This is a genomic window from Ruegeria sp. H6 (assembly GCF_056532975.1).
Genome location: NZ_JBQFOA010000001.1, coordinates 462,365 through 475,879, shown reverse-complemented (window position 1 = coordinate 475,879; position 13,515 = coordinate 462,365). Strand labels below are relative to the sequence as shown.

Here is a 13,515-nt window from a genome sequence, read left to right as displayed (position 1 = left end):
CCTCAACACCGTATTGAGTTACCCGTAACGTTGCGCTAGCATTCGCACAGGCAACGCGGATGTCAATAAAAAAGAGTTACCCGTAACGTAAATGAGCAGTGACCCTGATAAAATAAGTAAAAACAACAAAGTAAGTCTTGCTGAGGTTGCTAAGGCTGCGGGCGTTTCAAAGATGACGGCCAGCCGAGTCTTGCGGGACGAGGGAGGGTTTTCCGAAAAAACCCGCGCCAAGGTCATGGCCGAAGTCGACCGTCTGGGCTATCTGCCGAATCGTTTGGCGACCGTATTTGCCGGGGATAAGAAATCCACTTTTGTGGGTGTCAGCATCCCTGAACTGGGGAATGAAATCTTTGCCCAGGTGCTGGAAGGGATCGACCGCAAGCTGGGGGCCTTTGGCCACCAAACGGTGCTGGGTCTGACCGAACATGAGATCGACCACGAAGAAAAATGGGTTGAAACCGTTCTGTCCTGGCAACCCGCCGGGCTGATCATCACCGGTCGGTCGCACAGCCCCAAAGCCATCCAGATGCTGCGCGGCGCGGGCATACCGCTTGTCGAGATCTGGGACTTCAACTCAAGCCCGCTGGATATGTGCGTAGGCCTGAACCATTTTGACAGCGGCTATAGCATGGGCCGCTATTTGACCGGGATGGGCTATCGCAAATTTGGCTATGTCGGCACATCACATGATGTGGCCAACGCCGCAACTGCCCGGCTGAACGGGTACGCCAAGGCGATCGAGGACGCGAACGGGCGCCTTGAAAAGCAATTACTGCTCAAGGACACCCCAGGTTTCTATACTGGATTTTATGGCACCGAACAGCTTCTGGCGGCCCACCGAGATGTCGAAGTCATCTTCTATCAAAACGACAATATGGCGATCGGCGGGTTGCAATATGCCCAGAAAATCGGATTGAGCGTGCCAAACGATATCGGAATTGCAGGATGGGGCGACCTGCCGATTGCGGCGATACAACCCTATCGGCTGACCTCTATCGCTGTGCCCCATCTGAAAATCGGCCAGATCGCCGCTGAAATGGTGCTTGCTCAAATCAACGGCGAACCGGCCAAGTCCACCATGGATGTCGGATTCCGGCTCATTCCCGGCAGCACGGTGAGAAAGCCCGCCGCGACGGCGTAATCCAAGTGTTTGAACAGGTTCCATCGCAAGGTTTGGGGATGCATCGACCGAACGGAATCGTCTGCGATTTCCCCAGCCCAAGGTCCGACCGATGCGCAAGCAAGACGCACACTTTCCAAAGAAGATTACACCGCACGCCGTCTACCTTTTGTTACGGTGTTTCTTATCGCGACCTGGAAGAAATCATGGCTGAACGTGATGTTTCGCCATCATCATATGCACGCCTTTTTCGCGGTTTACCGTTTGCGTGATGCGCAAGTCCCCGGCGAGGCTGCACAGCATATATGCGTTCTCTCGGCTGATCCCGGACCGTTTTGAGACAAGCGCAATCATATCGCGCAACGCCATCTCAGCGCAGCGATCAAGGTCGGAATCCATGCCCATTGTGATGTAATGGGTTGGGGTCTCGGCCTGCGGATAGGTCAGATCGCTATTCTTCAATACGGTCAGTCGAAAACGCCCTGTCAATGCCGTCTCAATCGCTGTGACACACACCTCACCGTCCCCTTGCGCGCCGTGACCGTCGCCACAGGAAAACAGCGCTCCTTCGGTGTGAACCGGCAGGTAGAGGGTTGTGCCGGCAACAAGTTCTTTGTTGTCGATATTGCCGCCATGCACCCGCGGTTCGATTGTGGAAATGCGCCCCCATGTCGGTGGTGGTGCAACACCCAGCACGCCAAAGAAAGGCGCAAGGTCCAACTCCAACCCCCAAGGCAGCGCAGCAACTCCGCGCTCTGCATCAAGGGGAATAATTGTGTGATGAGGGTTCGGAAAATCATCCGGTAGCGTGCCCTTCAAAGGGCCCAGGTAATTGAACCCCCAATCCTGCCGCAATGTGATGTCCAGTATGTCGATCTGCAACACATCACCCGGCATCGCGCCCGACACCGCGACCGGACCCGTCAGAATATGCCCGGGCATGGCCGGTACCCCTGCGGCGTGTAAATCCAGCAGCTCGGGCGGAACATGAAACCCGTCTCCGGGCAGGTTTTGAGGACTGCCCGAGATCGTGTCGATCGTGATCTCATCGCCGCTGGAAATCGTAACGACAGGCGGCAGCGCCGCGTCGAAATACCCCCAGTGGCAGGTATCGGGCGAAGCCTTCAGAATTGGATGTGCCATAAATCCCTCTTTGCTAGTTCACGGGCGCGCCCAGGATATGTTCCACAAGCATCTGCACCCGCAATGCCTCGTCAACGGTGGCCAACCGGTTTGGCTTGCCCTGCACGCACAAGACGAGATCATCAAGCTGCGCCTGAAGCGCGGTCGTCCGCGGATCGCTTGATTGCGCGCCAATCGGTACGAACGCCTCACCGGAAGAGGCCGAAAGTTCCGAGAAATTAGAAATCCGACGGCTGGACTTTGCCCCTTTGACCGTCACTTCCTGCCGGTCCGGTTGCGCGCCGCCAACACTGCCCAAAAGTGTCACGACCAAACCGTCGGCATTCACCAATCGTGCAGCTACATGCGTTTCACATAAATCTTCCTGCGCCGGATAATCTGCCTGCGCCCAAACCAGTTCCAACGGGCCAAGGATACGCTCGCTGAAAAACAGGAAATGCGAGATGACTTCGCGTGTCATGCCGCCTTCCTCTCGGAAGCGCAGCCAATCCGCTGCTTTTTGCAATACGCGGGGCCACTGGGAATACGTCACAATGATATCGACCCCCAAAAGCTCGCCCATAGCGCCGGTTTTGGCAGCCTCGCATGTGTCACCCAACGCAGCGCCCGTGGCCTGAACGAAATTCACGGCAGACGGTACTTTGGCTTTGGTCAGGGCTTCGACCAGAGCTCGGCTTTCAGATACGTCGACGCCAAGCGGTTTTTCCAAAAACACGGCTTTACCCAACGCCGCCGCGGTTTGCGCATAGGCTTTGCGCGGTGCCGGAGGACAGGCCAAATAGACCAGATCAGCGGCGTCGATTGCGGCCAGGGCACTGGTGGCGTGTGTGGCAGAGGGCGCCATGCCCAATGCCGTCTCGCAGGCCTTGGGATCAGGGTCCCAGATGGCGCAAACGTTGAAGGCCGGGTGTTTCATCATGTTTTCAAGCATGCGCTGACCCATGATGCCCAAGCCAATGATCGCCGTGTTAATGGTCATGACTGTCTTTCTTCACAGGGTCTTCGCTATCGGCCAATACGACCGGGGCACCATGCGGCGTTGTCGTATACGCACGCACCCAGGCGTCTTTGCGTTTCAACAGACTGCCCGCAGACAGCCCGCCCTTGTCCTGACACAGGTTTTCAAGCGCGGTCAGGGCGCAGTGGTAATAGGTGTCTTCGGTATCCGGATCACCGCGTGCCTCTGCCGCTTTCAACGCCGCCCCCAGATACTGCGCCCAATCTTCTGCTTCAAAGACGCCCGCTTTGGTCAATGTATCAGCCATTGCCAGGACCTGAGCATGCCAGATTTCGGAAAACCCCTTTGGCGGCGGGGTCAGGTTCGCTTCAAACGGCATGAAAGTAGCTTTCCCAAAGGTCCAGACGGACCGTATCGTTTTCCGGGCTCGACGGTCCCCAAAGCTCTTGTGCCGTGAAGACAACGGTATAGAGATGCTCCGGTTGCAGAACGCCCTTCGCGTTCAGGTCAGGCAGCGGCACAGCTCCGTGATGCGCAATGACGCGCCCTTTTCGACCACGCGCATAGGCCGGCAGCCTTGTGTGATCGGCCTGAATATCCATCTTGGTGCATATGTCCTGACCGACATTGAACTTAGGATCGGATGGCGCTGCCCATCCAGCAGCGCGCCCACCGGTTCTTACGGCTTCCATCACGTCAGCAACCGATTGGGCGCTTGGCGGCGACCCCTGTATCTCCGCGTGTCCCGCGATCACCTCTTCCGCGCTAACCACATCCGAAGTGATCAGGCCGGTGCTATATGTCAGCATCCACTTTTCGAAATACGGAATGTTCAAATAGACCGCCGGATCAATGCGTTCCGTAATGTGGCGCCACCAGTCAGTGGTCCAATCGCTGGCCTTGCAGGTTTGCGCAACGGCCCACATGCGCGCTTCCCAGGGTTCAAGCTGCACATGTTCCTCATGATCGACCGCGATCGGACCATATCCCTGCTTGCCTCCAAGATCATGAATGCCATCCATCAAACAGCCTCCAGACTCAGCTTGCGCTGCGTACCAATCATCGAGTTGCGGGTGACGATGGCAGCCAGCGCATCTTCGTCCCAGCCGTCCGTGCCGTCGGGGCGCTCGGGTATCACGATGTAACGCTGAAGCGCGGTGCTGTCCCAGACATGAACCGCGACCTCCGCGGTCAACTCAACACCGAACTCTTGCAGAACCTTGCGCGGCTCACGCACGGTGCGCGCTCTGTATTCCGAGGATTTGTACCACGCGGGCGACATGCCAAGAATTGAAAACGGATAGCACGAGCACAGCGTGCAAACCACGATGTTATGATCCTGCGGGCCATTGGCCACCGCAATCAGGTCACCTGTTGCGTGACCTTCAAAGCCAAATTCCTTGATCGCCTCGGACGCGTTGTCCAACAACCGGGCACGGAACTCGGGATCGATCCAGGAACGTGCCACGACATGGGCGCCGCGTTTGGGTCCAATATGCTCCGAGTATGCCTCGACCCAGGCATCCAGCGTCTCGGGCGCGACCATGCCCCGTTCAACAACAAGACTTTCCAGGGCTTTGACACGCAACGCAGGATCCGAGGGCATATGGCTATGAAGGTGGCGATGCACGCGGGCGGCTTCGTCGCCATCAAACTTGTTCATTTTTGAAGTTCCTCTTCTTGCGTTGGACCCGCGCGGTTACGCGGGCCCGCCTCTGTCGGTGCGATTGTATTTCACCGGTGGATCATACCGCCAGACGAAATCCAATGGGACCCGGCCCCAGACCTAGACAGCGGCCGCGATCCGTTTTCTGGCTCGCCGAATACCAGCAATGACATGGTTCTGACCGCGCACCAATTCCGTTCTGGAAAAGCCTTGCAGTGCCTCGGGCCGTGCCGCGATCTTTGTGGCCTCTTCAAGCGCAGGCAGCGGCGGAATGGTCAGAGCCGGGTCATGACGGAACCGGTCCGAACGATTGAAATTGAGCGGCACCAGAATGCGTGCCAGATCCTGGATGGCTGCATTGGCTGCGGCTTCCGGGATACGTCCGGTTTTGGCGCCTTCATATAGCGTTTCAAGGTCTGTCAGCAGGCCATTCACAGCAGCCACAGAAGCTGACAGGTCAAAACACGCGCCGGCCTGCGTTTGATAGTCGGCGAGTGTCGCCTGAAACTCCCTTGCCGTGGCGCGCCAGTCCATTGGCAGAATGCCCGCGTTAGCATTGCGGAAAACGGCAAGCAGATAGACCTTGATGTCGCGCAAAAGAATATCTTTGTCCGCGATCTCCAGCGTGTCGTTTTCCGTATGCCATGCGATGTTCATGCCGCAGCCGCCGACCGCATAATAGCCAAGCTCTTCTCGGTGGGCGTCTGTCATGGCGGAAGACAGCATCAGATAGCTGGAAATACCGATATCGTTGAAGGAATAATCCCCCGCCCGATGTGGTCGTTCGGAATGTAGCGTTTTGCCCGCCACATCCTGAATGACCTCGGCCAGAAAATCATGCGCCTCGGACATGACCGAGACGTTGATGAATTCGGTCGCCCACCGACATCCCGGGCTGTCGCAATTCACTTGCGCCACACAGTTCTCATCAAGATCCAGCGCGAAACTATCCGAATACCATGTGGATCCCGCATAGCGACCCGTCGAATGCCCTGGCCACCAGCAGATTTTGACCGTGCGCCGCAGCTTGTCGCGATTGGCCCAAAGCACGCGCGCGACCTCCAGCATCGTGGCATCGCCTGTGGCGTTGTCGCCGACGCCGACATCCCAACTGTCCAGATGGCCGTGCAGCAGAACGTATTTCTCGGGCTCTTCGGTCCCCGGAATGGTGACCTCGGGCAGTTTTGAACGGAACCACCCCTCTTCCATCTCGGTAAAGATCGTGGCCTCGCCCCCCGCTTTGGCAATTTCGATCAGCGCATTGCCACTTTCCATGTTCACCGCTGCCGCAGGGATCGTCGGTTTGCGGTGCAAATCGCTGGCACCCGGAATGCCCCAGATCGTCGTACAGATCCCCCAGTGGATGTCGACGCCGGGGTTGATCGCGATGACCCCCACTGCGCCGCATCCCTCCATAAGCGAGATGATGGCGGGGCTGGCAAAGCCTTCGGTCAGAACGATCTTGCCGCGAACGCGGGCATCCATCTCGGGTCCGGCCTCAAGCTGACTTTCAAAGGCGTCTTCCTCGTCCATATTCGTGGTGCCGTGGATATAGACCAGCGGGCCGCTGAACCCGTCTGGCGCATTGGCGCTGAAGGCGGGCGGCTTGGCGCGATAGGTGACGCCCGCAGCCTCAACCCGCGCTTCGCCCGGAAGGCTCAGGAACAGATCCGGTTCATGCACCTTCACTTCGACCCCGTGTTTGGTCAGCCGGTCCACAACCTCATCCATACCGCGATTGACGTCGTCGGGATGCTCGCGCTTGAACGTTGCGAAGCTTTCGACCAAAGCCCAGGGTTCATCGGTTGTGACTTGATCCAGCAATGCGGCTTCTTGGGGGGTCATGGAACTCTCCGGTGTTTTATTCAGTGAAACGCTGTAGCAATGATTAAAACATAAACCGACAAAATGATTCCACGCAAGGCTCGTGCCTCGACCACTGCGACAGCAGAAATCGGCCGTGGCCCGGACATTCTGTCAGGCGTCGGATCAGCCCAAAGTCAGTTTCTCGGAAATCTCATTGGCCGCGGCCAAAGCTTTTTCGATATAGGCTGCGCGGCGGACCTCATCCAGCCGGACAGACGCACCGGCTACGGAAATACCGGCGATGATCTCACCAGCGCTGTTGCGGATCGGGGCGGCAACCGAAAACGCCCCGTCGTCCAGATCATTGATCGCGACGTTGTAGCCATTGGCCCGGATCAGCAGCAAAACCTCACGCAACCGCTCGGGGTCGGTGATCGTGTGCGGGCTGAACCGTTCAAGCTCGCTGGCCAGAACGCTGTCGCGGATGCTGGGTTCGGCATAGGCCAGCAACAGCATCGAGCCGCCCCCGGCATGCAGCGGCCCACGCTGCCCTAATTGCGCAAAAAGCCTTATACTGTGCAATCCCTCGCGCGTTGCAATGGCTACAGAGGAGGTCGCCTCGCGGATCACCAGATTGACATTTTCGCCCGTATCATCCCGCAGCGCGTCCATCACCGGGCGGGCAACCTGCAACAAGGCGCCCTCGCGCCCGACGCGTTCACCCAGCAGTGCCACGCGGTATCCCAACGAGTAAATCGCGCGCTCTTCATCGCGCTGGACATAGCCGTCCTCTTCCAGCGTTTGCAAAAGGCGAAAGACGATCGACTTGGTCAGTCCAAGCTGCTCTGCCAGGGCGGTTGCGCCGATCCCGGGGGTTTCGGCCAACGCCTCCATCACCCGCAAGGCGCGGGCTACCGCGTCAATGCGATACGACTTTCGCTCTGGTCCTGTTTGGGCGGTTTCTTGTGACATCGGCGTTCTCGACACTCTTGCTTTTAAGCGAATCTGTGTTTTACTGACCGAACGATAGCAAACTCGTTTCAGTGAGTAAAACAATAATACCGCGCCCGGGGCAACGACTTTGCCGGGCGACCATGGGAAAGGTTGCTGCGCCTTCGGCGGCAAAGAAACGACCGCCAGGATTGAAACAGCCCGCGTGCCCCGTGGGCCAACCAACGGGAGAATGACCTTGAAGACTCTTGTTACAGCTGCTGCCGGACTTGCTGTCTCAGCATCGCTTTGGGCGGCAAGTGCCAGCGCACAGGATCAAATCCGAACCATCGAACTATTGACCCGCCCGCAGGCGGCACAACCGGCCGAGTTTCAGGCCATCCAGCTGATCGCCCAGGAATGGCGCAAGCTGGGGCTGGACGTGAATGTCAACGTGATGCCCTGGTCACAAATGGCCGATGCCGTCTGGTACAACCGTGACGATTGGGATGTGACCGCATGGCAGATGACCGGACGGCCCGAACGCTCCGACCCCGATGAAATCATCTATAACCTGTTCCATTCCTCCACCGCCGAGAACGGATACAATTTCATCGGCTACAAGAATCCCGAATATGACGCGCTGGTCGAAGAACAGCGGGTGACCGTCGACCCCGAGGCGCGCCAGAAACTGGTGCTGAAGGCGCAGGAAATTCTGGATGCGGACCAACCCAACATGATGCTGGTGCATCCGCAGCAGGCCTTTGCCTTTGACAAGACCGTCTTCGACCCGGCCTCGGTTGTGGATCAGTCGGGCATCGGCATCCGCAGCTATTGGACGTGGCTGGGCCTGACGCCGACCGGCGATCAGAAGGACATCATCGTCAACAGCTCGGACAATGTGATTGCGGTGAACCCGCTTTATATCTCGGGCGTGACCGACAACTGGCTGACGGAACTGATCTATGACCGTCTGTTCCGCGTGGGCCCCGATGGTTTGCCACAGCCCTGGGCGGCGGAAAGCTTTGAATGGCGCGATGACACCACCATCGCGGTCACGCTGCGCGACGGGCTGACTTTCCATGATGGCCAACCGGTCACTGTCGATGATGTGGTCTTTTCTTATGAGGCGACCACAGGCGGCGAGGCCCCGATGTACGCCCCGTTCGGCAGCAATGTCGCCAGTGTCTCTGTCGAAGGCGACAACACGATTGTCTTCTCGCTCAATACGCCGTCAGCCTCTTTCCTGACCTCCAGCTTGGCCAAGATCAACATCATCCCGAAACATGTGTGGGAGCCCATTCTAGCGGATCTGGCCACCAAGGACGAGAACGCGGAAAGCTATCAGGAAGATGTTCCGATCGGGTCCGGGGCCTATAAGTTCGTGCGCTGGCTGCCCAACGAAGAAATCGTGCTCGAGGCCAATGCCGACCACTTCAATGCCCCAAAGGCCGAGCGCTTTATCCTGCGTCTGGTACCAAACGCCGAGGCCGCGCTGGGTATGCTGCGCTCGGGTGAGCTGAACTTCCTGACCGATTTCCAGGGCGATCCGCAGGTCCTGCTGGATGCGGCTGAACAGGATGGCGATCTTGAAGTTGTCTCGACCGTCGATATCGGTTTCCGCTATGTCGCCTTCAACCTGCGCCGCCCACCGTTCAACGATCCGGCCTTCCGGCGCGCGCTGTCTGCGGCTGTTGACCGCCGCCTGATCGTGAACGCGGCCTTCAAAAAGTTTGCCGTGCCGTCGAACTCGGTCGTCTCGCCGGCGCTGGAATACTGGCACGCCGAGGACGTCGTGAACGGGTTCAAGGCAGGCAGTGATGTGGCCAAATCGATCCTGGAAGAGGCCGGTTATGGCGGCGTCGGGGATCGGCTGACCTATCCCGATGGTGTCAAGGAAACACTCGCGGACTAACGCCCGTCGGGCTGGCGCGGCGGGCAATCGCCGCGCCACAATTTCTCACCACCGCAACCAACCCTCCGGGGTCCTTTCAGGACAGAGATGAACACTCTCAAGCCTTTCCTCATACGCACGCTGCAACTGATGCTGGTCCTCTGGGCGGTGGTGACGATCCTGTTCCTGATGTTCCGCCTGATGCCCGGCAACCCGCTGGCGGCCTATATCGACCCGACCTTTACCGCCGAACAGCAAGAAGTGCTGATCCGGCAGTTCGGTTTGGATAAGCCTTTGTGGCAGCAGTATTTCACATATCTGGGTAATCTCTTGCAGGGTGAGCTTGGCTATTCCTTCCGCTATCGCAGCCCCGTCTCAGAGCGGATCATGCTGTTGTTGCCGAACACCCTGATCCTGACCTTTTCCTCGCTGATCGTTGCCTATACCTTCGGCATCCTTGCGGGCGCATGGTTGGCGTGGAAGCGCAATTCGCGGTTCGAGGCGGCGGCCCTGCCCGCCGTTCTCGCCACCCGCGCGATGCCCGAGTTCTGGTTGGGCATGGTGCTGCTGGCGATCTTTTCCTTTTCGCTGGGCTGGTTCCCCGCAGGTGGCACGCGGTCCGCAGGCACCAGCTATGACAGCCTGTGGCAGCTTTATACCTCGGCCAATTTCCTGTCGCACCTGTTCCTGCCGATGATGACGCTGGCGATCTATTCGCAAGGCCTGCCGCTGTTGCTGATGCGGTCGAACATGTTGGACGTGATGAAAGAAGATTTCGTCACCATGGCCAAGATCAAGGGGCTGTCGCCCTCTGCCGTGGTGATCCGGCATGGCGCGCGAAACGCTTTGCTGCCGGTCATGACCTCATTCGCCATCGCGGTGGGTTATCAGTTGCAAGGCAATGTCGTGGTCGAAAGCGTGTTTTCCTGGCCCGGGCTTGGGCGAGAGCTGGTGAATGCGGTTGCGGCCTCGGACTATCCGCTGGCGCAGGGGGCGTTCCTGATGATCGCGATCGTGGTCATCATTATGAACCTGATTGCCGATCTGCTCTATACCTTCCTGGACCCGAGGATTTCTCATGCCTGATGCGACGATCAAGGCGGCCCCCTCGGGCATCGCGCGGATATTCGAGGCGATCAAGCTGCCGGTGGGCGATCCCTTTGCCCTGGCCGGGCTGTTGATCTATGCGCTGTTCATCATCACCGCCTTGGCCGCGCCGGTTATCGCACCCTATGACCCGACCGAGATCCTTTATACCGAAGATTTCGACCTCGCCTCGGACCTTTTGCCGGGGGAAGAGGGGCATATTCTGGGCACCACATCGCTGGGGCGCGATATCTTTTCCCAGATCGTCTGGGGGGCCAGATCGGCACTGCTGGTCGGGTTCACTGCGGCATTCATGGTGGCGTTCATCGGCTCGGTCGTGGGCTTGCTGGCGGGCTATTTCGGCGGCCGCGTCGACGCCTTTCTGATGCGGCTGGCCGATGTGGCCTTCGGCATCCCGTTCCTGCCCTTCGTCATCGTGATCTCGGCCTTTTCCGAGCCCTCGATCTGGAACACGGTCATCGCCATGGCGCTGGTGCTGTGGCGCGACACGGGCCGGGTGATCCGTTCGCAAGTCCTGTCGCTGCGCTCGCGCGGGTATGTTGAGGCGGCACGTGTCGTCGGGTCCTCGGACCTGAAGATCATCCTGCGCCACATCACCCCCAATATCCTGCCGCTCAGCTTCCTTTACGGCTCCATCGCCATCGGTTGGGCCATCCTGACCGAGGCATCGATCAGCTTTCTGGGCTTCGGCGACCCGGATGCGATCAGCTGGGGCTTCATGCTGCAGGACGCCTTCGCCAGTCAGGCGCTGGCGCGGCAGGCCTATCACTGGTTCATCCCGCCGGGGTTGGCGATCATCCTTGTGGTCAGCGCCGGTTTCTTCATCTCGCGCGGGTATGAAAACCTGCTGTTTCCGAAGCTGGGGCGCTGACCATGGCAGACACGCTTCTTTCCATCCAAGACCTGTCGATTGCCTATCAGGTGGGCGCGCTGGATGTGGTCGCAGTCAGTGAGGCGTCTTTCGACGTTCCGCAAGGCGCCATCGTCGGTCTGGTCGGGGAATCCGGTTGCGGCAAGACCACCATGGCCCGTGCCTTGACCCGCGTGATTGCCGACAACGCGCGCATCGCGGGCGGCGCGATGCAGTTCGACGGCCAAGACCTCGCCGCGATTTCCGAGCGTGAGATGAATGCCCTGCGCTGGCGCGATATCTCGTTCATTCCGCAATCGGCGATGAACTCGCTCGATCCGGTCTACCGCGTGGAATATCAGATCATGGAAGTGCTGCGCGACCGGGGCGGCATGAGCAAATCACAGGCCCGCGCGCGGGCCGTTGAGCTGTTCGAGATGGTGGGCATCGACCCGGGCCGCCTGCGCGACTTCCCGCATCAATTCTCGGGCGGGATGCGGCAACGCGCAGCAATTGCGCTGGCACTGGCTCTGAACCCGAAGCTGGTTGTGGCGGATGAACCGGTGACGGCGCTGGACGTCATCAACCAACGCCAGATTCTGGATCAGTTACGCAGCCTGCAGCGCGACCTTGGCCTGTCCGTCATCATGGTAACGCATGATATCTCGGTCGTGGCCTATATCTGCGACCGCACAGTGGTGATGTATGCGGGCAAGGTTGTTGAAAACTGCGATACCGCGACCCTGCTGAATGAACCGCTGCACCCCTACACGATGGGGTTGAAAAACGCGTTTCCCGATCTGCAATCCGCCGGAACCGGTGTTCTGACCCCCATCGCCGGCAGCCCGCCAGACCTGATCGACCCACCCAAAGGCTGCCGCTTTGCCCCGCGCTGTCCCTTTGCCACCGATCTGTGCCGCACGACCGAACCGCCCCTGACCGAGGCCGCGCCTGACCATCACGTCGCCTGCCACCGCGCGGATGAGGCCGCCGCTCTGCGAGAAACGGCCCGCAACCCCGCAACCTGGGGAACCGCCGCATGACCGAGACGATGATCGAAATGGAGAACGCGCAGCTTCACTACAAGATCGGCAACGCGATATCATCGATGATGGGTCTTCCGTCGACCGTGAAGGCGGTGGATGGCGTGACGCTGACCCTGAAGAAAGGCGAAAGCGTCGGGCTGCTGGGTGAATCCGGCTGTGGCAAGACCTCAATGGGTCGCATTCTTGTGCGGTTGGAGGAGGTCACGGGCGGTTCGGCCCGATTTGATGGTCAAGAGATCAAAGACCTGTCGGGTGATGAGCTGCGCGCCTTTCGCAGCCGGTCGCAGATGATATTCCAAAACCCGTTCGACGCGGTGAACCCTCGCTATTCCATCCGAAAGACGTTGGAAGAACCGCTGGCCAACGCCCGCATTCCGCGTGATGAGTGGCCCAGCCGCGTCATCGACGCGCTGGAGCTTGTCGGGCTGGGCGATCCGGAACAGTTCCTCGAACGGTATCCGCACCAACTCTCGGGCGGGCAGCTACAGCGCGTCGTCATGGCACGCGCGTTGATCCTGGAACCGGAATTCGTTGTCGCGGATGAACCCGTCTCGATGCTGGATGTGTCGGTGCGCGCGGGCGTGCTGAATGTCTTTCGCGACGTGCGCGACCGGCTGGGGCTGACGGCGATCTATATCAGTCACGATCTGGCACTGGTGCGCTATGTCTGCGACCGCACCATCGTCATGTATCTGGGCCGGATCATGGAGGATGGCCCGACCGAAGACATCGTGCATGCCCCGCTGCACCCCTACAGTCAGGCGCTGGTCGCGGCGGTACCCACGCCGCATGTAGATCAAAGTCACGATCCCCTGCCAATTGGCGGCGGTGCGCCGGACCCACGCAATCCGCCCTCGGGCTGCGTGTTCCGCGACCGGTGCCCGCGCGCGCAGACCCGATGCGCCGAAGAAGTGCCGATGCCCCGCCCCATAGGATCACGCCGCGTCGCGTGCCATTTCGCCGAAGAATGACGCGGTTCGCCCCATATTCAGGCA

Annotated in this window: 13 protein-coding genes; 6 read left to right on the top strand and 7 right to left on the bottom strand. The window is 59.3% G+C overall.

Annotation, left to right across the window (positions count from 1 at the left end; translation table 11 throughout):
- The first annotated feature begins 91 nt into the window (after positions 1-91).
- Complete coding sequence (locus ACR0AG_RS02230) at positions 92-1,141, top strand: LacI family DNA-binding transcriptional regulator (RefSeq protein ID WP_480836007.1); 1,050 nt, start codon at positions 92-94, stop codon at positions 1,139-1,141.
- 183 nt (positions 1,142-1,324) lie between these two features.
- Here the strand turns inward: ACR0AG_RS02230 and ACR0AG_RS02225 are convergent, their stop codons facing one another.
- From ACR0AG_RS02225 to ACR0AG_RS02195, 7 genes are all read right to left on the bottom strand, one after another.
- Positions 1,325-2,263 (bottom strand): acetamidase/formamidase family protein, encoded by a 939-nt coding sequence (locus ACR0AG_RS02225; protein WP_480836005.1) that lies wholly within the window; start codon positions 2,261-2,263, stop codon positions 1,325-1,327.
- A 13-nt stretch (positions 2,264-2,276) separates the two neighbouring features.
- Complete coding sequence (locus ACR0AG_RS02220; RefSeq protein ID WP_480836004.1) at positions 2,277-3,242, bottom strand: Gfo/Idh/MocA family protein; 966 nt, start codon at positions 3,240-3,242, stop codon at positions 2,277-2,279.
- The gene (locus ACR0AG_RS02215; RefSeq protein ID WP_480836002.1) at positions 3,232-3,600 is read right to left on the bottom strand and encodes a nitrile hydratase accessory protein; all 369 of its coding nucleotides are present in this window, start codon (positions 3,598-3,600) and stop codon (positions 3,232-3,234) included. The genes ACR0AG_RS02220 and ACR0AG_RS02215 overlap by 11 nt, the downstream gene beginning before the upstream one ends.
- On the bottom strand, positions 3,590-4,243 hold the full coding sequence (gene nthB, locus ACR0AG_RS02210; RefSeq protein WP_480836000.1) for a nitrile hydratase subunit beta: 654 nt from the start codon (positions 4,241-4,243) through the stop codon (positions 3,590-3,592). Before nthB ends, ACR0AG_RS02215 begins: the two co-directional genes overlap by 11 nt.
- The gene (nthA, locus tag ACR0AG_RS02205) at positions 4,243-4,884 is read right to left on the bottom strand and encodes a nitrile hydratase subunit alpha (protein ID WP_480835998.1); all 642 of its coding nucleotides are present in this window, start codon (positions 4,882-4,884) and stop codon (positions 4,243-4,245) included. Before nthA ends, nthB begins: the two co-directional genes overlap by 1 nt.
- Positions 4,885-5,007: 123 nt before the next feature.
- Positions 5,008-6,732, bottom strand: a complete 1,725-nt coding sequence (locus ACR0AG_RS02200; protein ID WP_480835996.1) for a M28 family metallopeptidase — start codon at positions 6,730-6,732, stop codon at positions 5,008-5,010.
- Between the two features lie 144 nt (positions 6,733-6,876).
- Complete coding sequence (locus ACR0AG_RS02195; RefSeq protein ID WP_480835994.1) at positions 6,877-7,665, bottom strand: IclR family transcriptional regulator; 789 nt, start codon at positions 7,663-7,665, stop codon at positions 6,877-6,879.
- Between the two features lie 211 nt (positions 7,666-7,876).
- On the opposite strand from ACR0AG_RS02195, the gene ACR0AG_RS02190 reads away from it, so the two are divergent.
- The 5 genes from ACR0AG_RS02190 to ACR0AG_RS02170 all read left to right on the top strand — a co-directional run bounded on the left by ACR0AG_RS02190 (position 7,877) and on the right by ACR0AG_RS02170 (position 13,491).
- Complete coding sequence (locus ACR0AG_RS02190) at positions 7,877-9,538, top strand: ABC transporter substrate-binding protein (protein WP_480835992.1); 1,662 nt, start codon at positions 7,877-7,879, stop codon at positions 9,536-9,538.
- An 87-nt stretch (positions 9,539-9,625) separates the two neighbouring features.
- Positions 9,626-10,603, top strand: coding sequence for an ABC transporter permease (locus ACR0AG_RS02185; RefSeq protein ID WP_480835990.1), 978 nt, complete (start codon positions 9,626-9,628; stop codon positions 10,601-10,603).
- Entirely contained in the window at positions 10,596-11,495 is a 900-nt protein-coding gene (locus tag ACR0AG_RS02180) for an ABC transporter permease (protein WP_480835988.1), read from the top strand. Before ACR0AG_RS02185 ends, ACR0AG_RS02180 begins: the two co-directional genes overlap by 8 nt.
- A gap of 2 nt (positions 11,496-11,497) precedes the next feature.
- Positions 11,498-12,517 carry an ABC transporter ATP-binding protein gene (locus ACR0AG_RS02175; protein ID WP_480835986.1) on the top strand — a complete coding sequence of 340 codons (1,020 nt, stop codon included), beginning with the start codon at positions 11,498-11,500 and terminating at the stop codon, positions 12,515-12,517.
- Positions 12,514-13,491 (top strand): ABC transporter ATP-binding protein, encoded by a 978-nt coding sequence (locus ACR0AG_RS02170; RefSeq protein WP_480835984.1) that lies wholly within the window; start codon positions 12,514-12,516, stop codon positions 13,489-13,491. Before ACR0AG_RS02175 ends, ACR0AG_RS02170 begins: the two co-directional genes overlap by 4 nt.
- Positions 13,492-13,515 lie beyond the last annotated feature (24 nt).